The following is a 26363-nucleotide window of genomic DNA, read 5'->3' as shown; positions in this document are numbered from 1 at the left end:
GTCTGGAACCAGTTGGCCGGGCGCCGGCTGCTCGAGCGAGGCGTCGACGATCGGACCGTCTGCCGGTGGCGGAGGCGGCGGTAGCTCGGGTGCCGGTGGTGGCGGAGGTGGCGGCGGCGGCGCGGCAGGCAGCGGAGCCGCCATGGCGTCGATCGGGGCCGCGGGCGGCGGAGGAGGCGGTGCGAACGGGTCGAACGGCGGCGGGGGCGGCGGCAGTTCGCCGTTCAGCCCGACCGCGTCGACCGGCTCTTCGCTTGGCACATTGCGCGGGGTGGCGTTCGACAGGCCACGGCCGCAGACCGGCCATGCGCCGCGGCCCTGGCTGGCCAGGACGCGTTCGGCGACAGCGATCTGCTCTTCCTTGGTGGCCAGGTGGGCGGCGGGCGCGTACTCGCCGCCGCCGTGCGACGTCCACGTGCTGGGCGAGAACTGCAGTCCGCCCTGATAGCCGTTGCCGGTGTTGATGGCCCAGTTGCCGCCCGACTCACACGAGGCGACCTTGTCCCATTCGCCATCGGTGGCGGCGCCAGCATGCCCGGCTAGGGCGAGGCTCCCACCGCCGATGACCGCGCCTGTGAAGGCGACTTTCGCGACTGACTTTGCCGATGATGTGGGCTTGCGATGCCGTCCACTCATAGGTGCGCTAGGTCCTCTCTAAAGCGCCCACGAGGTCAGCTGTCGGGTTCGGGCTGGAGAGGTTGCCCGGCCGTGTCGGCGAAACGACTCGGCTTCACCCCAAGGGGCCGCAAGCGGCCCCAGGTCCTTATGTCGGTGGACCGGTGGGTCCCCCGCCCCCATCCATGGTTGTGTCGTCGTATCCCTGCCCGACGGATGGAGCTCGGCGCTATCGGACAAGGAGGGCCAACGGATTAGGGTCCACAGGCCTGCGGAAGAACCTAACGGCTCCCCGCGTTGTAGTCACTTTTTGGGGCGGGCGGCGTTTCGCAGGTCGGCAAATGTTAAAAGGCCTCTAAACCCGCTGGATTTCTCGGCGTTTACGCTGGTGCATACCGGCCTCAACCTGTCTGTAGCCAGCTTGTGACCGTTTCGTTATGTGATGTAAATCACGATTACCCGCCGGCGAAGGGCGGCAGCACATCCAGTGTCTGGCCGTCGACCAGCTCGACAGCGTCGTCGCGGACCGCGATTCCGTCGCGCAGAAAAGAACAGCGCTGCAGCACGCGGGCCAGGTCCTCGCTCCGCGTGGCCAGCATGTCGACCAGGGCGCCGACGGTGGTACCCGCCGCGACGTGCATGGTCTCGGTCTCGATGCCCGCCGCGGCGCGGGCCGCCGCGAAATAGCGGACGGTCAACTGCAGAGTCTGCGTGGACTGTCTGATGGTCATCGGTCGATCACCCGCCGATCGCGCTCATCGGCCGGTCTGGCTGGACGAAGTCGGGGTCGTTGATGCCGTGGCCCGCGGGCTTGGCCCACATCGCCGCGCGCCAGGCGGCCTCGACGGCGTCGTCGTCGGCGCCGGAGCGCATCAGGCCGCGCAGGTCGGTCTCCTCGCGGGAGAACAGGCAGCTGCGGACCTGGCCGTCAGCCGTCAGCCGGGTGCGGTCGCAGGCCGAGCAGAACGCGTGCGATACCGACGCGATGACGCCGACGGTGGCGGGGCCGCCGTCGACGAGCCACAGCTCGGCCGGCGCGGATCCCCGCGGCTTCGGGTCCGGCGTCAGCGTGAAGTGCTGCTGCAGCGCGGCCAGGATCTCGTCGGCGCTCAGCGCCGCGCCGCGCGACCAGGCGTGGCCGGCGTCGAGCGGCATCTGCTCGATGATGCGCAGCTGGTAGTCGTGCTCGATGCAGAACCGCAGCAGCGCGACCGCGTCGTCGATGCCGGTGGTCGGATCGAGCACCGCGTTCACCTTCACCGGCCTCAGCCCGGCCTCGTGGGCGGCGGCTAGACCGGCCAGCACGTCGGCGAGGCGGTCGCGGCGGGTGATGTGGATGAAGCGCTCGCGGTCGACGGTGTCCAGCGAGACGTTGATGCGGTCCAGCCCGGCCTGCTTCAGCCCGGCGGCGCGGCGGTCGAGCCCGATCCCGTTGGTGGTCAATGCGATCTCGGGGCGGGGCGCCAGCGCGGCGGTGGCGGCGATGATGTCTTCGAGCCGCTTGGCCACCAGCGGTTCGCCGCCGGTGAAACGCACCCGCGTGATGCCGAGGCGGGTGACCGCGATACGGACCAGCCGGGTGAGCTCCTCGACGGTGAGCAGTTCCTCGCCGCGCATCCAGTCGAGTCCCTCGGCGGGCATGCAGTATGTGCACCGCAGATTGCAGCGGTCGGTCAGCGACACCCGCAGATCGGTGGCGGCGCGGCCGTAGGTGTCGATCAGCGGGCCGTCGGCCGGCGCCGGAGTCGTGGGGCGCACCAGCGACGGCAGGCCGAGATCGGTGACGGTCATGCGGCAGCTCGCAGGGGTTGGTTGATGGAGTCGACGGGCACGATTTCCTTGCCCAGCGGCACGAGCGAGACCGGGATCATCTTGAGGTTGGCCAGCGCCAGCGGGATGCCGATGATCGTGACGGCCATCGCGACGGCGGTGACCACGTGTCCGATGGCCAGCCAGATGCCGAACAGCAAAACCCAGATGACGTTGCCGATCAGCGCGCCGGGCCGCGTGCCGGGCTTGTCGATGACGGTGCGGCCGAACGGCCACAGGGCGTAGGACGCGATGCGCAGCGACGCGAATCCGAACGGGATGGTGATGATCAGAACGAAGCAGATGAGCGCGGCCAGCAGGTAGCCCAGCGCCAGCCAGAGGCCGCCGAACACCAACCAAATCACGTTCAAAATAAGGCGCATCTCGTCCTTTCGCGGTCGTTTCAGCCTACCGAGTAATAGGGGTGCTGGTCGCTGAGACCTCCGAGTAGGATCTGTCGCAAACGCGTCCTGCGAGAAGGCGGGACGCTTTCCTTATGTGGCTTCTAGAGACAAGCGGGTGAGAGCAGTGCCGACGGGCCGGGTGAAGTGGTATGACCCCGAGAAGGGGTTCGGCTTTCTGTCGCAGGAGGACGGCGAAGACGTCTACGTCCGGTCCTCCGCACTGCCCGCAGGCGTCGACGCACTCAAGTCCGGCCAGCGGGTGGAGTTCGGTGTGGCCACGGGGCGGCGTGGGCCGCAGGCGTTGAGCCTGAAGATCATCGACCCGCCGCCGAGCCTGACGCGCACGCGCCGGGAGGCCGCGGTGGCCGAGCACAAGCACTCGCCCGACGAGCTGCACGGCATGGTCGAGGACATGATCACCCTGCTGGAGAGCGCGGTGCAGCCCGAGCTGCGCAAGGGCCGCTATCCCGACCGCAAGACCGCGCGGCGGGTGTCAGAGGTGGTGCGCGCCGTCGCGCGCGAACTCGACCGCTGACGCCTTTCGGCGCGGCGGGGGGCATGCTGGAGGCATGGCTGAATATGTGTCCAGCGGCGGCGAGTTCAACCGCGACACGAACTACATCACCACCCGTATCACTGCCGACGGCCGCGACGGCTATCCCGTCGAACCGGGTCGCTACCGGCTGATCGTCGCGCGGGCCTGCCCGTGGGCCAACCGCGCGATCATCGTGCGGCGGCTGCTCGGGCTGGAGGACGCGTTGTCGATCGGCTTCTGCGGGCCGACGCACGACGAGCGCAGCTGGACGTTCGACCTTGATCCAGGCGGTGTGGACCCGGTGCTGAAAATCCCGCGGCTGCGAGACGCCTACCTCGCGCGGTTCCCGGACTACTCCAAGGGCATCACCGTGCCCGCGATCGTCGACGTGCCGACGGGGCAGGTCGTCACCAATGACTTCGCGCAGATAACTCTGGACTTCTCCACGGAGTGGACGGCCTATCACCGCGACGGCGCGCCCGATCTGTACCCCAAGGCGTTGCGCGCCGAGATCGACGAGGTGGCCCAGCGCATCTACACCGAGGTGAACAACGGCGTGTACCGCTGCGGCTTCGCCGGCTCACAGGAGGCCTACGACAAGGCTTACGACCGGTTGTTCGACGCCCTGGACTGGCTCACCGAGCGCCTGGCCGATCGGCGATATCTGGTGGGCGACACCATAACCGAGGCCGACGTGCGGCTGTTCACCACGCTGGTGCGCTTCGACCCGGTGTATCACGGGCACTTCAAATGCAACCGGAACAAGCTCTCCGAGATGCCGGTGCTGTGGGCGTACGCGCGTGATCTGTTTCAGACGCCGGGCTTCGGCGACACCGTCGACTTCGTGCAGATCAAGCAGCACTACTACATCGTGCACACCGACATCAACCCCACGCGCATCGTCCCCAAGGGTCCTGACCTGTCCGGCTGGCTGACCCCGCATGGCCGAGAGGCCTTGGGCGGCAGGCCTTTCGGTGACGGTACGCCGCCGGGGCCACCGCGTGAGGGGGAGCGGGTACCCGCGGGGCACTCCGCGGGCTAGGGCCAGACGGTGCTGACCGACCATTCGGCGTGCGGCACCGGGAATTCGTTGCCCTGCTCGTCGCGGACGATGGTCGGCAGTTCCACCGCGATGCCGGTCAACCGGCCGCGCTGCGGGTCGACGGTGGGGATGGTCACCGCAAGCCTGCTGTTGGGTGCGAAGGTCTCGACGACGGTGTCCTCGGGCCCCTCGTAGGCGCGCAGCAGCACCCACGGCGCCCGCGCGATGGCCTCCGGCACCGACAGCTGCACGGGATTGCGCGAGCTGACGACGAGTTCGCCGATTTCCCTTGGCATGTCGCATTTCGTCGGGTTGAAGACGTCGCAATAGCGGTACGGTCCGACGCGGACGAGTTGCCCTCTGGTGTAGGCGCTGATCTCCGGATACTCGGGCGCCGGGTTGCGGGTCAGCCGCCAGATCAGCACACCCGTCGCGACAGACGCCACCACCGCGACGGCCAGCAGCGCCGCCAGTCCCTTCTTCACTCGCGCGGTACCGCCGAATCGTCGCGGCCGCTTCCCGCTGACGCACCTTCTCGCGCCGCGAGCACCGGGCGATTGCCGCCGAAGCCGGGGATCAGCGAGTCGCCGCGATAGCTCACCACCGTCTGCGCGAGGCCAAGGATCAACACCATCGAGATCACCGTAAAGCCAATGTGCAGTTGGGTATACACGAGAACACCGGTCGCGCCGCCCGCGACCCATGCCAGCTGCAGCAGCGATTCGGAACGCCCGAACGCCGAGGCGCGGGACGCCTCGGGCAGGTCATGCTGCAGCGACGCATCCAGCGACGCCTTGGCGATGGCGCTGGCCGCCGACGTGACGAGCGCCGCGAGCGCGGCCACCATCAGCTTGCCGGTCAGTGCCGTCGCCAGCGCCACCAGCGTGACCGCGATGGTGCTGTGCACCACCAACCGCGCGGGATGTCCCAGCGGAATCCGCGCGCTGGCGAAGTTGCCGCCAAAGTTGCCGATCGCCGCGGCCGCACCGATCAGGCCGAGGATCAACAGCTGCTCCCATCCGCTCGCGTCATGGGATTTCGCGACGAACGCCGGATAGAGGAACAGAAAGCCGACCATCACCTTGATCGTGCAGTTGCCCCACAGCGCGGTGATGATGTTGCGGCCGACGGGCTGTCGCGCGCTTCTGGGCTCGGAGCGCCAGTGCGTGCGGCGCAGTGGCGCGCCGGGCAGGGCCTCATGCGCGTCGCCGGGGTAGCCGTGGTAGCTCAACGTCGTCGGGACCTCGCCCTCGGTGACCTCCACCCACTTCGGTATGCGCATCGCCAGCGCGGCCCCGGCCAACGTCAGCGCGACGATCACGTACAACGCGCCGGGCATGTGAAAGAGATTGAACAGATACTCCGCGCCCGCGGCCACGGCGCCGCCGACGATGGTTCCGCCGAGCAGGCCGAACACCGTCAGCCGCGAGTTGACCCGGACCAGGTCGATGGTCGGCGGCAGCACCCGTGGTGTCACGGCGCTGCGCAACACGCTGAATGACTTGGACAGCACCATCATTCCCAGCGCACACGGGTACAGCACCCACGACGGGAAGCTGCCGGTGGCGCCGTCGTAATTGGCGATCAACAGCACCACGAGCACGGTGCGCAGCGCGAACGACGTCGCCAGCGCGACCCGGCGACCGTGTTGCAGACGGTCCAGCGCGGGCCCGATCAGCGGCGCGATGATCGCGAACGGCGCGATCGTGATGAGCAGATACAGCGCGACGCGACTCTTGCTCTCACCGGAGGCCGCCGCGAAGAACAGCGTGTTGGCCAACGCGACCGCCATCGCGGCGTCGACGGCGAAGTTGGCCATCACGGGATAGGTCAGCGCGGTCAGCCCCGACTTGTCGGCGCCGTCGGCGGTGGCGGCGCGGTGAAACAGGCCATACATCTTGTAGCCCATGTCGCGGCTGCGCTGCGCGGCCGAGCGCGGCGGCGGCGACGTGTCGCGGCCCAACCCCTCGCCGATGCCGGGGTCGCTGCGGTAGGTCCGCCGCTCCTCGAGCGGCGGCAGGTACCGGTTCGCGCTCGGGCTTGAGCGGTGCTGGCGCCGCTGATTCATCCCGTCGCTGGGATAGTTCGCCATGCCCGGATGCTCGTCACCGCGGTCTGCAGGCGGTCGCGGCGGGTAATAGCGGCGCGCCCGGTCTGGGGGATCACGCCGCGGTCCGGTCACACATCCGATTCTCCACCATCACTGTGACGGCGGCGGGCACCCGACCGGGTGTGGCTGCGCGCAGGCCGGTCAGGCACTATTGACCGCGTGGACAGCGTGACGGAATCCACCGAGAACGGCTCGGACCGGCGCGACGGCGACCTCGAGGCGGTGCTGCTCGGCGCCGTCGAACAGGCGCGTGCGGCGATCATCGAGCACAGCGGTGAGACCGTCGGGGAGTACCTGGGCGCCGAGTTCGACGACGCCAACGCCGCCACGCACCGATTCCTTGCGAACCTGCCCGGCTATCAGGGCTGGCAGTGGGCCGTGGTGGTCGCCGCGCATCCCGGCGCCGACCACGCGACGATCAGCGAGGTCGTTTTGGTGCCGGGGCCGACGGCGCTGCTGGCGCCGAAGTGGGTGCCCTGGCAGGAGCGTCTGCGCCCGGGTGATCTGGGGCCCGGCGATTTGCTCGCCGCGCCCGCCGAGGATCCGCGCCTGGTGCCCGGCTTCACCATGACCGGCGACCCGGCCATCGACGACGTGGCCGTCGAACTCGGCCTCGGCCGCCGCCGCGTGCTGAGCCAACTGGGCCGCGCCGAGGCCGCACAACGCTGGCACGACGGCGAGTACGGGCCCGGGTCGGCGATGGCGCGTTCCACCAAACGGGTGTGCCGCGACTGCGGGTTCTACGTGCCGCTGTCCGGTGTGTTGGGGCTGATGTTCGGCGTGTGCGCCAACGAGCTGTCCGCCGACGGCCACGTCGTGGACTCGGAATACGGCTGCGGCGCGCACTCGGACACGCCCGCGCCCGCCGGATCCGGTTCGCCGCTGTATGACCCGTACGACGACGGCGTCCTCGACGTGATGCAGCGCCCGGTCACCCAGGACAAGCCGGCCGAGGAGGAGCAGGCGGCCGAGGAGCAGGCGGCCGGCGAGCAGGAACCGAGCCAGCCAGAGCAGGCGCCGACGGACCAGGCGGATCAGGACCCCACGTAGTCGGCCAGGTGCTTGCCGGTCAGCGTCGACTTCTCGGCGACGAGATCGGCGGGCGTGCCCTCGAACACCACCCGGCCGCCGTCGTGGCCCGCGCCGGGGCCCAGGTCGATGATCCAGTCGGCGTGCGCCATCACCGCCTGATGGTGCTCGATGACGATGACCGACTTGCCGCCGTCGACGAGGCGATCCAGCAGGTCGAGTAGCTGCTCGACATCGGCGAGGTGCAGGCCCGATGTCGGCTCGTCGAGCACGAAGACACTGGCCTTCTCGCCGATCTGGTTGGCCAGTTTCAGCCGTTGCCGCTCACCGCCCGACAGCGTCGTCAACGGCTGACCGAGCGTCAGATAGCCAAGGCCGACGTCGGCAAGATGCGCCAGAATCTTCTGCGCCGCAGGTGTTTTCGCATCACCGGAGCCGAAGAACTCCAGCGCCTCGGTCACCGGCATCGCCAGCACCTCGCTGATGTCACGGCCGCCGAGGGTGTACTCCAGCACAGACGCCTCGAATCGCTTGCCCTCGCACACGTCGCACGGCGTCGCGACGCCTGCCATCATCGCCAGGTCCATGTAGATGACCCCGGCGCCGTTGCAGTTGGGGCAGGCTCCTTCGGAGTTGGCCGAAAAGAGCGCGGGCTTAACACCATTGGCCTTGGCGAACGCCTTGCGGATCGGGTCGAGCAGCCCGGTGTAGGTCCCCGGATTGCTGCGCCGCGAGCCGCGGATCGGCGTCTGGTCGACGGTGACGACCCCGTCCCGGCCCGCCACCGACCCGTCGATCAGCGAGCTCTTGCCCGAGCCTGCGACGCCGGTGATCACCACCAGCACGCCCAGCGGGATGTCGACGTCGACCTTCTGCAGGTTGTTGGTGTCGGCGCCGCGCACCTGCAGGGCGCCGGAGGCGGTGCGCACCGTGTCCTTGAGTGTGGCACGGTCGCCGAGGTGGCGGCCGGTGACGGTGTCGCTCCTGCGCAAGCCGTCCACGTCGCCCTCGAAGACGACCTCACCGCCTGCCGTGCCCGCGCCGGGGCCGAGATCGACGACGTGGTCGGCGATTTCGATGACCTCGGGCTTGTGCTCGACGACCAGCACCGTGTTGCCCTTGTCGCGCAGCCGCAGCAGCAGGTCGTTCATCCGCGCGATGTCGTGCGGGTGCAGCCCGATCGTCGGCTCGTCGAACACGTAGGTGACGTCGGTGAGTGACGAACCGAGATGCCGAATCATCTTGACGCGTTGGGCTTCTCCGCCCGACAGCGTGCCTGCGGGCCGGTCCAGCGACAGATAGCCGAGCCCGATCTCGACGAAGGAGTCCAGCGTGTGCCGCAGCGCGGCCACCAACGGCGCGACCGACTTGTCGTCGATGCCCTTCACCCATTCCGCGAGATCGCTGATCTGCATCGCGCACACGTCGGCGATGTTGTGGCCCTTGATCTTTGATGATCGCGCCGTCTCCGACAGCCGGGTGCCGCCGCAGTCGGGGCATGCGGTGAACGTGACCGCCCGCTCGACGAAGGCGCGGATATGCGGTTGCATCGCCTCGACGTCCTTGTTCAGAAACGACTTCTTGATCTGCGGGATCAGCCCGAGGTAGGTCAGGTTGACGCCGTCGACCTTGATCTTGGTCGCCTCTTTGTGCAGCAGCGCGTCGAGTTCTTTCTTGGTGTACTTGCGGATCGGCTTGTCGCAGTCGAAGAAGCCGCAGCCCCGAAAGATTCGGCCGTACCAGCCCTCCATGCTGTAGCCGGGGATGGTGAGCGCACCCTCGTTGAGTGACTTGCTGTCGTCGTAGAGCGCGGTGAGGTCGATGTCGTTGACCGATCCGCGACCCTCGCAACGCGGACACATGCCGCCGGTGATGCTGAACTCGCGGCGTTCCTTGACGGTCCGCCCGCCGCGCTCCACGGTGACGGCGCCCGCCCCGCTGATCGAGGCGACGTTGAAGGAAAACGCCTGCGGCGGGCCGATGTGCGGCTTGCCCAGCCGGCTGAACAGGATGCGCAGCATCGCGCCGGTGTCGGTCGCGGTGCCCACCGTCGAGCGCGGATCCGAACCCATCCGCTGCTGGTCGACGATGATCGCGGTGGTCAACCCCTCCAGCACGTCGACCTCGGGCCGCGCCAGGTTCGGCATGAAGCCCTGGATGAACGCGCTGTAGGTCTCGTTGATCAACCGCTGCGACTCGGCGGCGATCGTGTCGAACACCAGCGAGCTCTTGCCTGAGCCGGACACGCCGGTGAACACCGTCAGCCTGCGCTTGGGCAGCTCGACGTTGACGTCCTTGAGATTGTTTTCACGGGCTCCGGTCACCCGGATGCGGTCATGGCTGTCTGCCTTGTGCATCGGTCCTCTGCTCGGGGCGTTGTTCGCGGTCGGCTAGCGCTGCTGAATGCGCAACATGTTGCCCGCGGGATCGCGCAGGGCACAGTCGCGCACACCATACGGCTGATCGGTGGGCTCCTGCACCACCTCGACGTTGCGGACATTGCGTTGTTGCACCTCTTCGAAAGTGGCGTCCACATCCTTGGTGGCCAGCACCAGCGTGCCGAACGTGCCCTTGGCCATCATCTCGGCGATGACGCGCCGCTCCTCGTCGGTGAGGCCGGGGGTCGCCGACGGCGGGTACAGCACGATCGACGTATCGGGCTGGTTGGGCGGGCCGACCGTGATCCACCGCATCTTGTTCTTGCCGACGTCGAGGCGCACTTCAAAGCCGAGCGCGTCGCGGTAGAACGCCAGCGACTCGTCGGGGTCATCGTGCGGAAGGAAGCTCGAGTAAATGGTGATGTCCATGGGTGCTCACGCTAGATGGCCCGCGACGGCGGGCGCTTCTCGATTCCTGATCGATTCGCCATCGCGCCCCGCCCGCTGTCACGAATCGCCTCGCTACCCGGTCTAAGTAAGTGACCGAGAAAAGATGGAGGCAAGAAGAGAATGGACGTCTACGAAGCGGTTACGACACGACGTGCCGTGCGTGGATTCACCGATGAAGAAGTACCGCGAGACGTCTTGGAGCGTGTGCTGTCCGCGGCGGCGTGGGCGCCGTCGGGATCGAACATCCAGCCCTGGCGAATATTCGTCGTCACCGGCGAACCGCTGGCGCAGCTGAAGAAGCGCGCCGTCGAGCGGGTGGCCACCGGCCAGCCGTGGGATGAGCGGGAGTTCGAGATGTATCCCCGCGAACTGAAGTCCCCGTACGCCGAGCGCAGATCGGCCTTCGGCAAGGAGCGCTACAGCGCGCTCGGCATCGCGCGCGAGGACTGGGAGGCGCGTCAGCGCGCCGCCATCGCCAACTGGGACTGCTTCGGCGCACCCGCCGCGCTGTTCTGCTACATCGACCGCGACCTCGGCAGGCCGCAATGGGCCGACCTCGGCATGTATCTGCAGACCGTCATGCTTCTGCTGCGCGCCGAAGGCCTGCACAGCTGCCCGCAGATGGCCTGGTCGCAGGTTCGGGAGACCGTCTCCGACATCGTCTGTCCGCCCGAAGGCCTGATGCTGTTCTGCGGCATGTCGATCGGCTACGAAGATCCCGCCGTCAACTACATCCGCACCGGCCGGGCCCCGCTCACCGAGAACGTCACGTTCATCGAGGATTAGCGGGCGTGAGCATCGTCGTCGTCGGCGGCACCGGCCGGGTCGGCTCGAAGGTGGTGCGCGCCTTGGCCGCCCGCGGTCGTGACGTCGTGGTCGCGGCCCCTTCGACCGGGGTGGACACCGTCACCGGTGCAGGCTTGGCCGACGCGCTGGCCGGCGCGTCCGTGGTGGTCGACACGTCGGATGCGCCGTCGTTTGATGCGGACGTCGCGACTTTGTTCTTCACGGAATCGACGACAAACCTGCTGAGGTTCGGCGCCGACGCCGGCGTTCGTTTCCACATCGCGCTGTCGGTGGTCGGCACCGACCGGCTGGCGCCGCTCGGCGGCTACTTTCGGGCCAAGCAGGTGCAGGAGACCCTCATCGCCGACGGCCCCGTCCCTTACTGCGTGCTGCGGTCCACCCAGGTCTTCGAATTCCTCAATCCCACAGCAGATTTCGCGACTGAGGGGGACACAGTGCGGCTGCCGTCTGCCCGGATCCAGCCGATCGCGTCGGACGACGTCGCCGAGGCCATCGCCGAGATCATCGATCGAGACCCGCCCAACGGCGTCATCGAAGTGGCCGGGCCCGAGACGTTCCGCCTCGACGACGTCGTTCGCATCCTGCTGACCGCTCACCGCGATGCCCGCCGCGTCGTCGCCGACACCGCGGCCCGGTTCTGCGGCGTCGAACTGTCCGAGAGCTTGTGTGAGAGCGCATTCCTGCCCGCCGACGACGCCGCCGTCGCGGCGGGCCGGTTCGCCGACTGGGTTCTGCGGACCGCCGCTACCAGATAGGCCCGGTAAGGTCCACTAAACGAACAACGTGGAGCCTTATGTCGAGTGATGGGCGGGGAGACCGTCTGCGGGGTCGCGCCGACGAATGCGCGGCGCTTCGCAGCCTGTTGTCGACCGTCCAATCGGGCAGCTGCCAGGTGTTGGTGCTGCGCGGCGAGGCGGGCGTCGGCAAGACGGCGCTGCTGGACTTCCTGGCCGACAGCGCCTCCGGGTTCCGATGCATCCATGTGGCAGGCGTCGAGTCCGACATGGAACTGGCCTTCGCCGGGCTGCAACAGCTGTGCGCGCCGCTGCTCAACCACCTCGACGAGTTGCCCGAGCCGCAGCGCGAGGCACTCAACGTGGCGTTCGGCCGCGGGGTCGGCGAGACGCCGGACCGCTTCCTCGTCGGGCTCGCGGTGCTGAGCCTGCTCGCGGCGGCGGCCGAAGACCAGCCCGTGCTGTGCATCGTCGACGACGCGCAGTGGCTCGACCAGGTGTCGGTGCAGACGCTCGGCTTCGTCGGGCGACGGCTGTTGGCCGACCCCGTCGCCCTGGTGTTCGGGGTGCGGAACCGTCCCGACGTGCTGTCGGGCCTGCCAGAACTCGGGCTGCGGGGCCTGTCCGACGGCGACGCGCGCGAACTGCTCGACTCTGTGGTGATCGGTCGCATCGACGAGCGGGTCCGCGACCGCATCATCGCCGAGACCAGGGGCATCCCGCTGGCGCTGCTCGAGGTGCCGCGCAACGTGTCGCCGGCCGAGCTGGCCAGCGGCTTCGGCAACGCTTCGACCCCGTCGTCGGCCGGCCTGCTCGAGGAACGCTACGTACGCCGCATCCAGTCGCTGCCCAAGGACACACAGTTGCTGCTGCTGCTCGCCGCCGCCGAGCCCGTCGGCGATGCGGCACTGTTCCTGCGCGCCGCAGCCGAGTTGGGCATCGCCGTCGACGCGCTGGCGCCAGCAGAAGCCGATGGTGTGATCGAATTCGGCCCGCGCATGCGGTTCCACCATCCGCTGGTGCGGTCGGCCGCGTATCGCGCCGCGGACCTGTTGGACCGCAGGAAGATTCACCACGCGCTCGCCGAAGCCACCGATCCGCAGTCCGACCCCGACCGGCGCGCGTGGCACGCCGCGATCGCGGCGACCGGCCCCGACGACGCGGTGGCCGACGAGCTCGACGCATCGGCGGACCGGGCGCAGAGCAGAGGCGGAATCGCCGCGGCGGCAGCGTTTCTGGAGCGCGCGGCGGTACTGACCGCCGACCCTGCCCGGCGCGGGGCACGAGCGCTGGCGGCCGCGGTGGCCAAGCGCGATGCGGCGGCACCGCAGGCAGCGCATGAAATGCTCGCGATCGCAGAGCTCGGCCAGTTGTCGGAACTGCAACGGGCACAGGTCGTTCGGCTGCGCGCGCAGATCGACTTCGTCCGCAGCCGCGGCGGTGACACCGGCGCACCGCGGGTGGGGGACACGGCGCCACAGCTTCTCGCCGCGGCGGGCCGGCTGGAAAAGCTCGACGACTACTCCGCCCCCGAGTCCTATCTGGAGGGTATTTCGGCATTGATGTACGCCGGGCGCCTCGGCACACCCGACGCCCTGTCGGCGGCCGCTCAAGCCGCGCAGGCGATGACACTGGAGCACGCCGAAGCGCCTCGGCCCGTTGACTTTCTGCTGCAAGGCATCGCCGAGCGCATCGCGGGCGGCCCCCCCGCTGGTGCGGGCCCGCTGCGCGTCGCCCTCGACCACATGTGCGCGCAGGCCACGGCCAACGACGTCGGGCGCTGGCTGGTGCCCGCGTTTCCGATCCTGCAGGAGTCCGCCGCGCATGAACTCTGGGACGAGTCGGTCGTGGATCGACTTTCGGCCTCCGTGGTGCGACACACGCGGGAGACCGGCGCGCTGGCGGCTCTTCCGCGCGCCCTGGTCTACCGGGCGGGTTTGCACATGTTGGCGGGCGAATTCGGTACGGCGACAACCCTCATTGAAGAGGCCGACTCGATCGGCGCGGCCACCGATCACTACGCGCCGGTGCGCTACCACCGAATGCTGCTCGCGGCGTGGCGGGGGATGACCACCGATGCGCTCGCCATCATCGAAGCGGCCGCCGCGCACGGCGTCGAACGGGGCGAGGGCCGCCTGTTAGGGCTCACCGGATACGCGTCGGCCGTGCTCTACAACGGACTCGGCCGCTACGAGGAGGCCTGCGCAGCCGCCCACAAGGCCTGTGAATACGAGGATCTCGGGTTCTACGGCTGGTGTCTGCTCGAGCTCGCCGAGGCGGCGGCGCATCTGAGCGACCAGCAGACCGTAGCGTCCGCGGTCGAACAACTGGAGCGACGCGCCGGGGCCAGCGGCACAGGCTGGGGGCTGGGTGTGATCGCCACGGCCCGCGCATTGGCCACCGACGGCGACGACGCCGAGGACCACTACCGCGACGCCGTCGAGCGGCTGGAGGGGACCAGGGTCGTCGTACAGCTCGCCCGCACGAAGCTGTGCTATGGCGAATGGCTGCGCCGCGGCAACCGGCGCGTGGATGCCCGTCGCCAGCTCGGCGAGGCGCATGAGATGTTCGTCACGATGGGCGCCCAGGGTTTCGCCGACCGCGCCCGCCGCGAGCTCGTCGCCACCGGCGAGAAGGTGCGCAGGCAGCCGGTGAGCAACGGCAGCGAGCTCACCGCACAGGAGGCGCAGATCGCCCGGCTGGCCGGCGACGGGCTGACGAACCAGGAGATCGGCGCGCAGCTGTTCATCAGCACGCATACCGTCGAATGGCACCTCCGGAAGGTCTTCGTCAAGCTCGGCATCAGCTCGCGACGCCAGCTGCGCACGGTGTCCTGGGCCAGCTAGCCCTCACTTTCTCCCCGCGAGCAGACGCTAATGTCCGCTTCTTCCTGGGCTTTTGCGGGCACGAGCGTCTGCTCGCGCAATAAAACCAGGGGGGCCTACGGACCGGACTACGGGTTTTCAAGGGCTCGGTTGCCTGCGGTGATCACAAGGCTGAGATGCATGACCGAGACAACCGCAGCCGCGCTCGCCGACATCACCGACGCAGTGGAGATCTTCGAAGGCGCCAGGCGCCGGATCTTCTCGGTCGCCTACCGGATGCTGCACAGCGTCGCCGACGCCGAGGACGTCGTTCAGGACGTGTGGCTGCGATGGCAGTTCTGTGACCGAGACGCGGTGCGCGATGTCACCGCGTTTCTGGTGACGACCACGACGCGGCTGTGCATCAACGTGCTGCAGTCGGCGCATGCCCGCCGCGAGACCTGCGCCGCGCCGTGGCTGCCCGAGCCGGTCGACACCAAAGCGGACCCTGCGCTGGGCGCCGAACGAGCCGACGCGCTGCAGTCGGCCACGCTGGCACTGCTCGAGAAGCTCGCACCAGCCGAGCGCGCCGCCTACATCCTGCGGGAGGCGTTCGACTACCCCTACGACTTGATCGGGCACACCGTCGGCGTCACCGACGTGAACGCCCGCCAGCTGGTGAGCCGGGCCCGCAAGCGGTTGACGACCGAACGCCGCACCGCCGCCGCGCCCGCCGATCAGCGGCGGCTGTTCTCGGCGTTCCTGTCGGCGGCCCGGACGGGCGAAATGGCCGCGCTCGAAGGAGTTCTCGCGGCCGACGTCGCCGCCTGATGCTCAGGCCAGGTGCAGGTGGGGCACCGTGCCGCCCGCCTTCCTCGTCGGCCTCGTCACATGCTTCTCCACGCACGACGGAATCGCCTTGGTGTTGCCCGCCGTCTGCTCGCGATACGCGCTCGGCGACATTCCGACCAGCTCGGTGAACCGGGTGCTGAACGTGCCCAGCGACGAGCAGCCCACCGCGAAACAGACTTCGGTGACCGACATCTCGCCTCGCCGCAGCAGCGTCATCGCACGCTCGATGCGCCGCGTCATCAGATACGAGTACGGCGATTCGCCGTAGGCGGCCTTGAATTGGCGCGACAGGTGGCCCGCCGACATGTTCACGTCGCGGGCGAGCGCCTCGACGTCCAGCGGCTGCGCGTACTCGCGATCCATCCGGTCGCGGACGCGCCGCAGGAGTTTCAACTCCTGCAGGCGACGCTGCTCGGCGGGTGAGGTCAACTCTCGGCCGCCGCCTTGATGCGCGCCAGCGTGGTCTTCATGCCGTCGACGAGTTCGCGCTCGAAGTTCGGCACGCCGCCGAACAACGTGTGCACCGTCAGGTTGGATACCGGCTTCACGCCGTTCTCGGCGTGCCTGCTCTCGATCACCCGCGTGCCGGTCTCGGTCGGCTCGAGCTCATAGGACCAGATGGTGTTGTTGGCGTCGACCCGAAACGCCAGCTTCCTTTCCGGAATTACCTCGACGATTGTGCTCGTCGTCGGCCAGAACAGGAAATTGCGGCGGTTGAGGTTCACCGTTTTGGTGCCTTGGCGCAGCGGTCCCAGCGGCTTCATCAGCCGGCATTGCGGACTCCACTGGGGCATCCGTTTGAAATCGGAGATCAATGCCCAGACCTTGGCCACCGGGGCGTTGATTTCGATCTGCTCCTGCAATAGCGGCTCTGCCATTGGTCTTCCTTCCCGTCGCTATTTCGTCGCTGCCTGAATTGACCCTCAGCTCAAGCCGCGTTGGGCGCCCCGCGAGCCGCGCCGAGCGGCGCGCCGCTGAATGAGAAAAATCGACGTGCCGAATGCGCCGACACCCAATCCGGCAACCGCGATCGGACGCCACTCGTGTAGTGCGGGAACTGCGAAGGCGAGGATGACGGCAACCAACCAGCCGACCGCGATGACGATGATGACCGGCCACGGTTCGAGCAAGATCCCGGGCAGCGCAGGCGGTTCCGGCTCAGCGGCGGTAGGCGGTTCGGCGTCCATCGATCCCAACCTAGTCGGTGACCGATGCGGGGAGCGGCCAGTGGCGACACCGACGGGCGACGCGACTGCGTCGGTTCGCCGGTCCGATTTTGCTGCGCTCGGGAAGAAGCGCTCGCTATTCTTTGCAATGTGAACGATGTTGATTCCCGATTGGCTAGCGACCTGTCCCTGGCAGTTATGCGATTGGCGCGCCAATTGAGGTTTCGACGAACGGAATCACCGATATCGCTGTCGCAATTGTCGGCGCTGTCGACTCTGGCAAAAGAGGGAGCCATGACTCCCGGTGCATTGGCCCTGCGTGAGCGGGTCAGACCGCCCTCGATGACGCGAGTAATCGCTTCGCTTGCAGAACTCGGATTTGTCGCACGAAGCGCGCATCCGGCAGACGGCCGACAGGTTTTGGTTTCGGTGTCGCCGCGCGGCGCGGAATTGATCGAAGCGGAGCGCAAAGCTAGCCAGGAATGGCTGAAAACGCGGCTTTCGCAGTTCAACGAGCAGCAGCGGGAGGCGTTGCTCGTCGCTGCCGACCTCATGTCGGTGCTTGTTGACGAGAAGTCGTGAAGACGCCTCGGGGGGCTGGGAGAAGCGCGGACACTGAAGGGCGATGAGTCCTGTCGTCGACGTGGCCGATCCGGCCGATCCGCGCCTGGACGATTTCCGCGACCTCAACAGCGTCGACCGCCGGCCCGATCTGCCGTCCGGCAAAGGATTGGTGATCGCCGAAGGCGTGCTCGTGGTGCAGCGGATGCTGGCGTCGCGGTTCCGGCCGCGCGCGATGCTGGGCACCGACCGCCGCCTGCAGGAGCTAACCGCCGACCTGCAAGACTGCGACGCCCCGTACTACCGCGTGAACGCCGAGGTGATGGCCGAGGTCGTCGGCTTCCACCTCAACCGCGGGGTGCTCGCCTCGGCGTCTCGGCCGCCGGAGCTGACCGTCGAGGCGGTGATTGACGGCGCGCGCACGGTCGCGGTGCTCGAAGGCGTCAACGACCACGAGAACCTCGGTTCGATCTTCCGCAACGCGGCGGGCCTCGGCGTCGACGGGGTGCTGTTCGGCACCGGATGCGCCGACCCGCTGTATCGACGCGCGGTGCGGGTGTCGATGGGCCATGCCCTGCTGGTGCCCTACGCCTGGGCGACGGCATGGCCGCGTGATCTGAACACATTGCGCGACAAGGGATTTCGCATTATGGCGATGACGCCCGACCCCGCCGCCCGCACGCTGGCGGACGCGATGGCGGAAGTCGGTGACCAGCCCGTCGCGATCCTCGTCGGCGCCGAAGGTCCCGGCCTGACCGAGACGGCGATGCGGGCCAGCGACGTCCGCGTGCGCATCCCGATGTCGCGGGGAACGGACTCGCTGAACGTCGCGACGGCTGCGGCGTTGGCGTTCTATGAACGGGTTAGATTCGAGCATCCGGCGGGGTAGCAGCGCAGCGACTGGGGGTTTGGGTATGACGACCAACGACTCGACGCCGTGGGGCACCGGCCTGACCGTTGCGGCGTTCGTCGCGATGGTGACCGCGGGCGCGGTGGTGGTGCTGAGCGTCGGTCTGATCCGCGTGCATCCGCTGCTGGCGATAGGGCTCAACTTGGTGGCGGTCGGCGGGTTGGCGCCGACGGTGTGGGGCTGGCGGCACACACCGGTGTTGCGGTGGTTCGTGCTCGGCCTCGGCGTCGGTGTCGCAGGCGCGTGGTTGGCGCTGCTGGCGATGACGCTCGGCGGGTGATCAGCGCTGGCCGCTGGAGCGCACGCCCAGCAGCACGTCCTCCCACGCCGGAACGGCCGGCTTGCCCTTGGCCTTGCGGGCGCGCGCCGGCTTGGGCTGCTCCTGCTGCGGCGGCTCGGGTTCTGCGGGTGCGACCGGTGGGGCTGCCTCGAAGTCGAGCTGGGCGACTGGGGCCACCGGACGCAGCGGCGGCCTGGCGAAGTCGGGGTCGATGAGTTCGGCGGCGGCATCGTCGAACGCGGTGACCGTGCCTCCGTGGGCGCCCGGCGTGAACCGGAAGTGCGCGACGTTGTCGGAGCGGCCCGCCTGCCACGACAGCTGCACGGTCCAGCGGCCGTCCTCGTTGCGCCAGGCGTCCCAGTTGGTGGAGTCGGGATCCAGGCCGCGGGCGATCAATGCGGTCGTGACCGTCTCCAACAGTGTCAGCACTGAAGGGCCGTCGGCCAGCACCGGATGTGCTGCGGTTGCCAGCTCGGCCGCGCGGGAGCGTTCGAGAAGGACCGGATGGGCGAAGCGCTCGACGCGGGAGATGTCGACGCCCGCTGCCTCGGCCACCTGCTCGATGGATGCGCCCGCGCGAATCCTGGCTTGAATCTCCTTGGGACGCAGCACGCTTGGAACCTCGGCATCGGGTTGGGATTGGCTGACTGCGGACTTCTCGCCGCGGATGGCGGCGCGCAACCGGTCGTCGGCGCGCAGGATGAACTTCTCGTGGGGGTCGTCGCTTTCGCAGATGATGCGTTTGCCATCAATGTCGAGTCCGACGACCTTGAGTTCCCGCATGCCGACCTCCTCCGGGCTTCGATGGCGCCGGGACGCCGTGCCCGATTAGCCGATCACCCTACTGCGTTATCGGCCCGTTACCCGGCCGACACGCCCGAGCTACCCAGGTCAGAGCCGTTCGACCACCCAGTCGACGCACTGTGTGAGGGCGCTGACGTCGTCGGGTTCGACCGCGACGAACATCGCCACCCGCAGCTGGTTGCGGCCGAGCTTGCGGTACGGCTCGGTGTCGACGATCCCGTTCGCCCTCAGCACCTTGGCGACCGCCGCCGCGTCGACGTCGTCGGAGAAGTCGATGGTGCCGACCACCTGCGAGCGATGTTCGGGGTCGGCGACGAACGGCGTCGCGAACTGCGAGGCCTCGGCCCATGAGTACAGCCGCTGCGACGAGTCGGCGGTGCGCTTGACGGCCCAGTCCAGCCCGCCGTTACCCAGCATCCAGTCCAGCTGCTCGGCGAGCAGGATCAGCGTGCCGATCGCAGGCGTGTTGTAGGTCTGGTTCTTCAGGCTGTTCTCGACGGCGATGGGCAGCGACAGGAAGTCGGGTACCCAGCGACCGGACGCCGCGATCGACTCGATGCGCGACAGCGCCGCCGGAGACACGACAGCGATCCACAGTCCGCCGTCACCGGCGAAATTCTTCTGCGGCGCAAAGTAATAGGCATCCGCGTCGGCGATGTCCACCGGCAGGCCGCCGGCCGCCGAGGTGGCGTCGATGACGATGAGCGCGTCGTCGGAACCCTCGGGCCGCTGCACGGGCACGGCCACACCCGTCGACGTCTCGTTGTGCGCCCACGCGATGACGTCAACCGACGGATCCGACTGCGGCGTCGGGGCGCTGCCCGGCTCGGCCTTGACGATCACCGGGTCGCCGACGAAGGGGTTCTTCGTCACCGCGGAGGCGAACTTCGAGCTGAATTCGCCGTAGGTCAGGTGCAGCGAGCGCTTGTCGATCAGGCCGAACGTCGCGGCATCCCAGAACGCCGTCGAGCCGCCGTTGCCGAGGATGACCTCGTAGCCGTCGGGCAGCGAAAACAGCGCACGCACCCCGTCGCGGACCCGGCCCACCAGATTTTTCACGGGCGCCTGGCGGTGCGAGGTGCCGAAAAGCTCGGTGGCCGCGGCAAGTGCCTGCAGTTGTTCGGGCCGCACCTTCGACGGCCCGGAGCCGAACCGTCCGTCGCTGGGCTTGAGGTCATTCGGGATCGTCAGCTCGGCCATAGGGACAAGAGTAGTGACCGGCCATATGCGGTTCCTGCGGGGATGGCGCGCGGAAAATACTTGAAAGATCAGTAAACGCCGGTTCAACTCGCCGCATTGTGGCCATACTGGGATCTGTCGGGGGACTGCAGCTCAAGCCCAAATTGGGGGGCGAGATGAGTCTCGGGACAGCCTCGACACTGACTTCTCTATGTGCGGCCTGTGCGGCCGCGGCCGTTTTCGGATCGCTGGGCGCCGCGGGCCCGGCGCTGGCCGACGGCGGTGACTTGGGCGGTGCCCTATTGAACGAAATCAACGCGACGCGGGCGGCCAACGGCTGCGGACCCGTCTCATCTAACCCGCAGTTGACCGCGGCGGCCGCGCGGCAGGCCACGGACATGCTCAACAACGGGGTGGCCGACCACACCGGATCCGACGGCTCGTCGGTCGTCCAGCGCGTCACTGACGCCGGCTACACGTCGTACGCCAACCTCGGCGAGGTCATCTTCTGGGGCACCGGTTCGGCAGGCACACCCGCGACCGCGGTCCACTGGTGGATGAACAGTCCCGGCCACCGCGCGATCATCACCGACTGCGGCTTGACCGAGGCCGGGTTCGCGGCGGTGAGCAACGGCCAGAAGATGACCGCGGCCGTCGACTTTGGGGCGCGGTAGCCACCCAGAGGTGTGATCCATCTCACAACAGGCCTCGCACGTCGGGGTCGGCCACATCGCGCACACGGCCCTGTTCAATATGCGATACCTGCGGTACCGTCGATGGACACAAAGGCTGTGAATGTAAACCTCATTGAGGAGGCTGCGATGGCTCGGACCCGGATGGTCAGGCGGTGGCGCCGCAACATGGAGGTGCTCGACGACACCGAATACACCACCATGCTCGCCACACTGTCCGAGGGATCGGTGCGGCGGAACTTCAATCCCTACACCGACATCGACTGGGATTCGCCGGAGTTCGCGGTCGTCGACAACGACAAGCGGTGGATCCTGCCCGCAACCGATCCGCTGGGTCGGCACCCTTGGTATCAGGCGCAGCCCGTCGAGCGGCAGATCGAGATCGGCAAGTTCCGCCAGGCCAACGTCGCGAAGGTCGGTCTGCAGTTCGAGCTGATCCTGATCCGCGGGCTGATGAACTACGCGTCATGGCTGCCCAACGGCTCCCCGGAGTACCGGTACTGCCTGCACGAGTCGGTCGAAGAGTGCAACCACACCATGATGTTTCAGGAGATGGTGAACCGGATCGGCGCCGACGCCCCCGGCATGCCGCGCGTGCTGCGCTGGCTGTCGCCGTTCATCCCGCTGATCGCCGGGCCGCTGCCGATCCCGTTCTTCTTCGGTGTGCTCGCGGGCGAGGAGCCGATCGATCACACCCAGAAAATGGTGCTGCGCGAAGGCAAGTCGCTGCATCCGATCATGGAGCGGGTGATGGCGATTCACGTCGCCGAGGAGGCCCGCCACATCTCGTTCGCACATGAGTATCTGCGCAAGCGGCTGCCGCACCTGCCTCGGCGGCAGCGGTTCCTGCTGTCGCTGCACGTGCCGATCGTGATGCGGGTGTTGTGCCAGGCGATCGTGGTGCCGCCGCGCAGCTTCTGGAAGGAATTCGACATCCCGCGCGAGGTGCGCAAGGAGCTGTTCTTCCGGTCGCCGGAGTCGCGGCAGTTCCTGCGCGACATGTTCGGCGACGTGCGGATGCTGTGCGCCGACACCGGGCTGATGAACCCGATCGCCAAGCTCATGTGGCGCATCTGCAAGATCGACGGCCCGCCCAGCCGGTACCGCAGCGAGCCGCAGCGCGGCCATGTGGTCGCCGCCGCGTAGGAGGCGTCGAAGTACATGCCGCATGTGATCACCCAGTCGTGCTGCAGCGACGGGTCGTGTGTCTACGCCTGCCCGGTGAACTGCATTCACCCGTCGCCGGACGAGCCGGGCTTCGCGACCGCCGAGATGCTCTACATCGACCCGGACGCCTGCGTCGACTGCGGCGCGTGCGTGAGCGCCTGCCCCGTGGGCGCGATCGCCGCCGACACCCGGCTGGATGACACGCAGCTACCGTTCGTGGAGCTCAATGCGGCCTACTACCCCGACCGGCCTCCTGGGCAGAAGCTGCCTCCCACGTCGAAGCTGGCACCCGTCATCGAGGCGCCGAAAGTTCTTGCCCGAGACGGGAATCCGTTGACCGTGGCGATAGTCGGCTCGGGACCCGCGGCGATGTACGCCGCCGACGAGTTGCTCACCCAGCCCGGGGTGCGGGTCAACGTGTTCGAGCGGCTGCCGACGCCCTACGGGCTGGCGCGCGCGGGCGTGGCGCCCGACCACCAGAGCACCAAGCGGGTCACCCGGCTGTTCGACAGGATCACCCGAAAGCGCGGGTTCCGGTTCTACCTCAACGTCGAAGTGGGATCCGACCTGACTCACGCCGAACTGCTGGCCCACCATCACGCGGTCCTCTACGCGGTCGGCGCGCCCAACGACCGCCGGCTCGACATCGACGGCATGGGGCTGCCCGGCACCGGCACCGCCACCGAGGTAGTGGCCTGGATCAACGGCCACCCCGAATTCGCCGACCTGCCAGTCGATTTGCGCCATGAGCGGGCGGTGATCGTCGGCAACGGCAACGTCGCCCTCGACGTCGCAAGGATCCTGTCCACCGACCCCGACGTGCTTGCCCGCACCGACATCTCCGCGCATGCCCTTGCCGCGCTGCGGAACTCGACGCTCACCGAGGTGGTGATCGCTGCCCGCCGTGGACCCGCGCAGTCGGCGTTCACGCTGCCCGAGCTGATCGGGCTGACGTCGACGTGCGAGGTGGTGCTCGACTCCGCCGATCACGAACTGGTGCAGGCCGACCTGACGACCGAGACCGATCCGCTGACGCGCAACAAGCTCGAGATCCTCAGCAAGCTGGGCGACGCCTCGGCGCCCGTCACCCGTCCGCGCGTCAGGCTCGCCTACCGACTCACGCCACACCGCGTCGTCGGCACAGACCGGGCCACCGGCATCGAGTTCACCGTGACCGGTCAAGGCGACGTCCGACGGATCGACGCCGGACTGGTGCTGAGCTCGATCGGCTACCGCGGCAAGCCCATTCGCGATCTGCCGTTCGACGAGGCGACCGCGGTGGTGCCCAACGACGGCGGCCGCGTCGTGGACCCGCAGACCAACCGGCCGGTGCCCGGCAGCTACGTGGCCGGCTGGATCAAACGCGGCCCGACCGGTTTCATCGGCACCAACAAGTCCTGCGCGCAGCAGACCGTGCGTCAGCTGGTCGACGACTACAACGCCGGTCGGCTCACCGATCCGGTGGCCAAGCCCGCCGAGCTGGACAAGCTGGTCCGGCGCCGGTGCCCGGATGTGGTCGACGCGGCAGGCTGGCGCGCCATCGACGAGGCCGAGGTCGCCCGCGGCGGCGACGAGCGCCCGCGCGAGAAGTTCACCTCGACCGCCGACATGCTGGCCGTCTCCGCCGCGGCGCCCACCCCGCCGATCCACAAGCGCGTGCTTGCACGGGTGGCGGCGCTCAGCAGCGCCTGAGCCGGCAGGCCGTTAGTGCCCCTCGCCCTTCATCGCGTTCTGAATTTCGGCCATATCGACCTCACGCACCGGCTGGCCCATCGACCACTGATGCCCGAAGGGATCCTGGAGCACGCCGTAGCGGTCACCCCAGAACTGGTCCTCGAGCGGCATCACAACGGTGGCGCCCGCGTCGATCGCCTGCTGGAACTTCTTGTCGACGTCGTTGACGACCAGATGGATGGTCACCGGCGAACCGCCGAGAGCCTTCGGCGTCATCGACTTGCCGCCGCTCATCTCCGGGAAGTCGTCGTTGAGCATCACCATCGATCCGTTGATGCCGAGCGAGGCGTGGATCAGTTTGCCGCCCGGCCCGGGAATGCGGTTGTGCTCAACCGCGTCGAACGCCTTCACATAGAAGTCGATTGCCGCGGCGGCGTCGTCGACGGTGAGGTGGGGAAGCACTGCGGGCTGAACCTCGATCGCCATATTGGTCTCCTCTCAAACGTGGTCGCCACTATTGACTCTCCACGCGACGAGAAGTCATCGCGGTCATACGACGGAAAAATTTGGCGGCAACGCGGCGCGTCCCGTCAGGGCAAGCAACACCGTTTCGCCGGCACTGATTGCCACGCCGATGCGGGCGGCAAGCGTCGCCGCCTCGGCCAGTGCATCCTCGGGCAGATCGAACGAAAGACCCGTTGCCCGAGCGATATCCAGCCCGTGCACCGCTAATTCGAATGTTCGCGTTGGAAGATAGGCGTGCAGTCGGATACCGAGGCCGCCGATGACTTCGATCAGCGGGTCGCCGACGCCGGCGAGGTCATCGAGCACGCGTGAGAGCAGTTGATCGACCGCCGCGGCCGGGTCGTCGCCGAGATCTCGACCCGCCTTGCGGCCGCGCTCGAGAACGGCCTCGGCGCCTTCACTCGCTGCGATGTCGCGGATCCGTACGTAGTAGTCCTGCGGCGTCGCGACGTCCTCGCGTTCGGCGGATGTCTGCAGGTAGGTGCTCACCGTGACCAGCGATCGCGAGGCGTGACCGACCAGCGCACGCAAGTCCCATTCGCCCAATCCCGGCTCGTCCCACCGGTCGCCGGGAATTCGGTGGACCAACTCGGCGTAGGCTCTGGCCGCCGACTGGAATGCGGCAATCGGTGATGCCACGGCCCGGTTAGGCCTTCGCCACTAGATTCCATCCGGGAACCGATTCGGGGCTACGCGGGTCGGGCCCGACGTAAATGGCCGATGGGCGAACCAGTTTCCCGAGTCGCTTCTGCTCGAGGATGTGCGCGCACCATCCCGCGGTGCGGCCACAGGTGAACATCGCGGGCATCATGTTGGCCGGCACCTGGGCGAAGTCCAGGATCACCGCGGCCCAGAACTCGACGTTGGTCTCGATCGCGCGGTCAGGGCGACGCTCCCGCAACTCGGCCAAAGCCGCCTGCTCGAGCGCGGCGGCGACCTCGTAGCGAGGCGCCTCGAGGCGCTTGGCCGTCGCCCGCAACACCCGGGCCCGCGGGTCTTCGGCCCGGTACACCCGGTGGCCGAAGCCCATCAACTTCTCCTGGCGGTCGAGGATGCCGCGGACCACCGCGCGCGCGTCGCCGGTGCGCTCGACCTCCTCGATCATCGGGATGACCCGGGCCGGAGCGCCGCCGTGCAACGGCCCGCTCATCGCGCCGATCGCGCCGGACAGCGCCGCCGCGACGTCGGCGCCCGTCGACGCGATCACCCGCGCGGTGAACGTCGAGGCGTTCATCCCGTGCTCGGCGGCCGACACCCAGTAGGCGTCGATCGCCTCGACGTGCCTCGGGTCCGGCTCGCCCTGCCAACGGGTCATGAAACGCGCTGTCACCGTTGGGCATTCGTCGATCGTGCGTTGTGGGACCGCGGGCTGGTAGATACCGCGGGCGGACTGGGCGACGTAGGACAGCGCCATCACCGACGCGCGGGCCAGCTGCTCGCGGGCGGTGGCGTCGTCGATGTCCAGCAACGGCGGGTAGCCCCAGATCGGCGCCAGCATCGCAAGACCGGCCTGCACGTCGACGCGGACGTCGCCGCTGTGGATCGGCAGCGGGAACGGCTCGGCGGGCGGCAACCCGTGCCCGAACTCCCCGTCCACCAGCAGCGCCCACACGTCGCCGAACGTCACCTTGCGGTTGACCAGGTCTTCGATGTCGACCCCGCGGTAGCGCAGCGCGCCGCCGTCCTTGTCCGGTTCTGCGATCTCGGTGGTGAACGCGACGACGCCTTCCAGGCCGGGCACGAAGCCCTCGGGTACCCCAGTCATGCGCTGATTCTTGCACCCGGGTCCAGCCCTCCCGCCGACGGTCGGCGCGCCGCAGGACCGCTCAGGCGTAG

The 26363-nt window shown here is 68.3% G+C and carries 29 protein-coding genes and 1 riboswitch; of the genes, 13 read left to right on the top strand and 16 right to left on the bottom strand.

Annotated features, from left to right (window positions below; translation table 11 throughout):
* From CQY20_RS35620 to CQY20_RS23395, 4 genes are all read right to left on the bottom strand, one after another.
* On the bottom strand, positions 1 to 636 hold a 636-nt coding region (locus CQY20_RS35620; RefSeq protein ID WP_165789291.1), incomplete at its 3' end, for a transglycosylase family protein.
* A 9-nt stretch (positions 637 to 645) separates the two neighbouring features.
* Positions 646 to 822, bottom strand: a riboswitch (cyclic di-AMP (ydaO/yuaA leader).
* A 248-nt stretch (positions 823 to 1070) separates the two neighbouring features.
* Entirely contained in the window at positions 1071 to 1346 is a 276-nt protein-coding gene (locus CQY20_RS23405; RefSeq protein ID WP_097942465.1) for a MoaD/ThiS family protein, read from the bottom strand.
* Positions 1347 to 1353: 7 nt separating this feature from the next.
* Positions 1354 to 2406: a GTP 3',8-cyclase MoaA gene (gene moaA / locus CQY20_RS23400; RefSeq protein ID WP_097942464.1), complete on the bottom strand. Its 1053-nt coding sequence runs from the start codon at positions 2404 to 2406 to the stop codon at positions 1354 to 1356.
* The gene (locus CQY20_RS23395) at positions 2403 to 2807 is read right to left on the bottom strand and encodes a YccF domain-containing protein (RefSeq protein ID WP_097942463.1); all 405 of its coding nucleotides are present in this window, start codon (positions 2805 to 2807) and stop codon (positions 2403 to 2405) included. The genes moaA and CQY20_RS23395 overlap by 4 nt, the downstream gene beginning before the upstream one ends.
* A 145-nt stretch (positions 2808 to 2952) precedes the next feature.
* On the opposite strand from CQY20_RS23395, the gene CQY20_RS23390 reads away from it, so the two are divergent.
* Both CQY20_RS23390 and CQY20_RS23385 read left to right on the top strand, forming a co-directional pair.
* Entirely contained in the window at positions 2953 to 3363 is a 411-nt protein-coding gene (locus CQY20_RS23390) for a cold-shock protein (RefSeq protein ID WP_097942462.1), read from the top strand.
* 34 nt (positions 3364 to 3397) lie between these two features.
* A complete protein-coding gene (locus tag CQY20_RS23385; protein ID WP_097942461.1) occupies positions 3398 to 4405 on the top strand; it encodes a glutathione S-transferase family protein in 1008 nt (335 codons plus the stop codon).
* Here CQY20_RS23385 and CQY20_RS23380 read toward each other — a convergent pair.
* Entirely contained in the window at positions 4402 to 4890 is a 489-nt protein-coding gene (locus CQY20_RS23380) for a DUF2771 domain-containing protein (RefSeq protein ID WP_097942460.1), read from the bottom strand. The genes CQY20_RS23385 and CQY20_RS23380 overlap by 4 nt on opposite strands.
* A complete protein-coding gene (locus tag CQY20_RS23375) occupies positions 4887 to 6587 on the bottom strand; it encodes an MFS transporter (RefSeq protein WP_371871057.1) in 1701 nt (566 codons plus the stop codon). Before CQY20_RS23375 ends, CQY20_RS23380 begins: the two co-directional genes overlap by 4 nt.
* A gap of 87 nt (positions 6588 to 6674) precedes the next feature.
* Between CQY20_RS23375 and CQY20_RS23370 the strand changes: the two genes are divergently transcribed.
* A complete protein-coding gene (locus CQY20_RS23370; RefSeq protein WP_097942459.1) occupies positions 6675 to 7565 on the top strand; it encodes a DUF3027 domain-containing protein in 891 nt (296 codons plus the stop codon).
* Here the strand turns inward: CQY20_RS23370 and CQY20_RS23365 are convergent.
* The gene (locus CQY20_RS23365) at positions 7550 to 9901 is read right to left on the bottom strand and encodes an ATP-binding cassette domain-containing protein (protein WP_097942458.1); all 2352 of its coding nucleotides are present in this window, start codon (positions 9899 to 9901) and stop codon (positions 7550 to 7552) included. The two genes, CQY20_RS23370 and CQY20_RS23365, sit on opposite strands and share 16 nt — an antisense overlap.
* A 33-nt stretch (positions 9902 to 9934) precedes the next feature.
* A complete protein-coding gene (locus CQY20_RS23360; protein WP_097942457.1) occupies positions 9935 to 10351 on the bottom strand; it encodes a VOC family protein in 417 nt (138 codons plus the stop codon).
* A 141-nt stretch (positions 10352 to 10492) separates the two neighbouring features.
* Between CQY20_RS23360 and CQY20_RS23355 the strand changes: the two genes are divergently transcribed.
* The 4 genes from CQY20_RS23355 to CQY20_RS23340 all read left to right on the top strand — a co-directional run bounded on the left by CQY20_RS23355 (position 10493) and on the right by CQY20_RS23340 (position 15548).
* Positions 10493 to 11158, top strand: a complete 666-nt coding sequence (locus tag CQY20_RS23355; protein ID WP_097942456.1) for a nitroreductase — start codon at positions 10493 to 10495, stop codon at positions 11156 to 11158.
* Between the two features lie 5 nt (positions 11159 to 11163).
* Positions 11164 to 11934: an SDR family oxidoreductase gene (locus CQY20_RS23350; RefSeq protein WP_097942455.1), complete on the top strand. Its 771-nt coding sequence runs from the start codon at positions 11164 to 11166 to the stop codon at positions 11932 to 11934.
* 38 nt (positions 11935 to 11972) lie between these two features.
* Positions 11973 to 14759, top strand: coding sequence for a helix-turn-helix transcriptional regulator (locus tag CQY20_RS23345; RefSeq protein WP_097942454.1), 2787 nt, complete (start codon positions 11973 to 11975; stop codon positions 14757 to 14759).
* A gap of 159 nt (positions 14760 to 14918) precedes the next feature.
* Positions 14919 to 15548: a sigma-70 family RNA polymerase sigma factor gene (locus CQY20_RS23340; RefSeq protein WP_097942453.1), complete on the top strand. Its 630-nt coding sequence runs from the start codon at positions 14919 to 14921 to the stop codon at positions 15546 to 15548.
* Between the two features lie 3 nt (positions 15549 to 15551).
* On the opposite strand, the gene CQY20_RS23335 is transcribed toward CQY20_RS23340, so the two are convergent.
* The 3 genes from CQY20_RS23335 to CQY20_RS23325 are packed head-to-tail and all read right to left on the bottom strand — an operon-like array spanning position 15552 to position 16756.
* Entirely contained in the window at positions 15552 to 15998 is a 447-nt protein-coding gene (locus CQY20_RS23335) for a helix-turn-helix transcriptional regulator (protein WP_163701167.1), read from the bottom strand.
* Positions 15995 to 16447: an SRPBCC family protein gene (locus tag CQY20_RS23330; protein WP_097942452.1), complete on the bottom strand. Its 453-nt coding sequence runs from the start codon at positions 16445 to 16447 to the stop codon at positions 15995 to 15997. Before CQY20_RS23330 ends, CQY20_RS23335 begins: the two co-directional genes overlap by 4 nt.
* 45 nt (positions 16448 to 16492) lie before the next feature.
* Complete coding sequence (locus CQY20_RS23325; protein ID WP_097942451.1) at positions 16493 to 16756, bottom strand: DUF2530 domain-containing protein; 264 nt, start codon at positions 16754 to 16756, stop codon at positions 16493 to 16495.
* Between the two features lie 129 nt (positions 16757 to 16885).
* Here CQY20_RS23325 and CQY20_RS23320 point away from each other — a divergent pair, with 129 nt between their 5' ends.
* The 3 genes from CQY20_RS23320 to CQY20_RS23310 are packed head-to-tail and all read left to right on the top strand — an operon-like array spanning position 16886 to position 18486.
* Complete coding sequence (locus tag CQY20_RS23320) at positions 16886 to 17317, top strand: Rv0880 family HTH-type transcriptional regulator (RefSeq protein WP_097942450.1); 432 nt, start codon at positions 16886 to 16888, stop codon at positions 17315 to 17317.
* A 43-nt stretch (positions 17318 to 17360) separates the two neighbouring features.
* Positions 17361 to 18185, top strand: a complete 825-nt coding sequence (locus CQY20_RS23315) for a TrmH family RNA methyltransferase (protein ID WP_097942449.1) — start codon at positions 17361 to 17363, stop codon at positions 18183 to 18185.
* A 25-nt stretch (positions 18186 to 18210) separates the two neighbouring features.
* Positions 18211 to 18486 (top strand): DUF2537 domain-containing protein, encoded by a 276-nt coding sequence (locus tag CQY20_RS23310; protein WP_097942448.1) that lies wholly within the window; start codon positions 18211 to 18213, stop codon positions 18484 to 18486.
* On the opposite strand, the gene sepH is transcribed toward CQY20_RS23310, so the two are convergent.
* Both sepH and serC read right to left on the bottom strand, forming a co-directional pair.
* Positions 18487 to 19269 carry a septation protein SepH gene (gene sepH / locus CQY20_RS23305; protein WP_097942447.1) on the bottom strand — a complete coding sequence of 261 codons (783 nt, stop codon included), beginning with the start codon at positions 19267 to 19269 and terminating at the stop codon, positions 18487 to 18489.
* 108 nt (positions 19270 to 19377) lie between these two features.
* A complete protein-coding gene (gene serC / locus CQY20_RS23300; protein WP_097942446.1) occupies positions 19378 to 20490 on the bottom strand; it encodes a phosphoserine transaminase in 1113 nt (370 codons plus the stop codon).
* Positions 20491 to 20645: 155 nt separating this feature from the next.
* On the opposite strand from serC, the gene CQY20_RS23295 reads away from it, so the two are divergent.
* The 3 genes from CQY20_RS23295 (at position 20646) to CQY20_RS23285 (ending at position 24020) form a co-directional block, all read left to right on the top strand.
* The gene (locus tag CQY20_RS23295; protein WP_097942468.1) at positions 20646 to 21143 is read left to right on the top strand and encodes a CAP domain-containing protein; all 498 of its coding nucleotides are present in this window, start codon (positions 20646 to 20648) and stop codon (positions 21141 to 21143) included.
* Positions 21144 to 21290: 147 nt separating this feature from the next.
* Entirely contained in the window at positions 21291 to 22307 is a 1017-nt protein-coding gene (locus tag CQY20_RS23290) for an AurF N-oxygenase family protein (protein WP_097942467.1), read from the top strand.
* Positions 22308 to 22322: 15 nt separating this feature from the next.
* Positions 22323 to 24020, top strand: a complete 1698-nt coding sequence (locus CQY20_RS23285) for an FAD-dependent oxidoreductase (protein ID WP_097942445.1) — start codon at positions 22323 to 22325, stop codon at positions 24018 to 24020.
* Positions 24021 to 24032: 12 nt separating this feature from the next.
* On the opposite strand, the gene CQY20_RS23280 is transcribed toward CQY20_RS23285, so the two are convergent.
* The 3 genes from CQY20_RS23280 to CQY20_RS23270 all read right to left on the bottom strand — a co-directional run bounded on the left by CQY20_RS23280 (position 24033) and on the right by CQY20_RS23270 (position 26292).
* The gene (locus CQY20_RS23280; RefSeq protein WP_097942444.1) at positions 24033 to 24488 is read right to left on the bottom strand and encodes a VOC family protein; all 456 of its coding nucleotides are present in this window, start codon (positions 24486 to 24488) and stop codon (positions 24033 to 24035) included.
* Between the two features lie 63 nt (positions 24489 to 24551).
* Positions 24552 to 25166 (bottom strand): maleylpyruvate isomerase family mycothiol-dependent enzyme, encoded by a 615-nt coding sequence (locus CQY20_RS23275; protein ID WP_097942443.1) that lies wholly within the window; start codon positions 25164 to 25166, stop codon positions 24552 to 24554.
* 7 nt (positions 25167 to 25173) lie between these two features.
* Complete coding sequence (locus CQY20_RS23270; protein ID WP_097942442.1) at positions 25174 to 26292, bottom strand: citrate synthase 2; 1119 nt, start codon at positions 26290 to 26292, stop codon at positions 25174 to 25176.
* Positions 26293 to 26363 lie beyond the last annotated feature (71 nt).

Source organism: Mycolicibacterium agri, from assembly GCF_002553505.1.
GTDB classification, from domain to species: Bacteria; Actinomycetota; Actinomycetes; order Mycobacteriales; family Mycobacteriaceae; genus Mycobacterium; species Mycobacterium agri.
The sequence above is the reverse complement of the archived record's forward strand: the minus strand, read 5'-3'. Positions and strand labels throughout refer to the sequence as shown.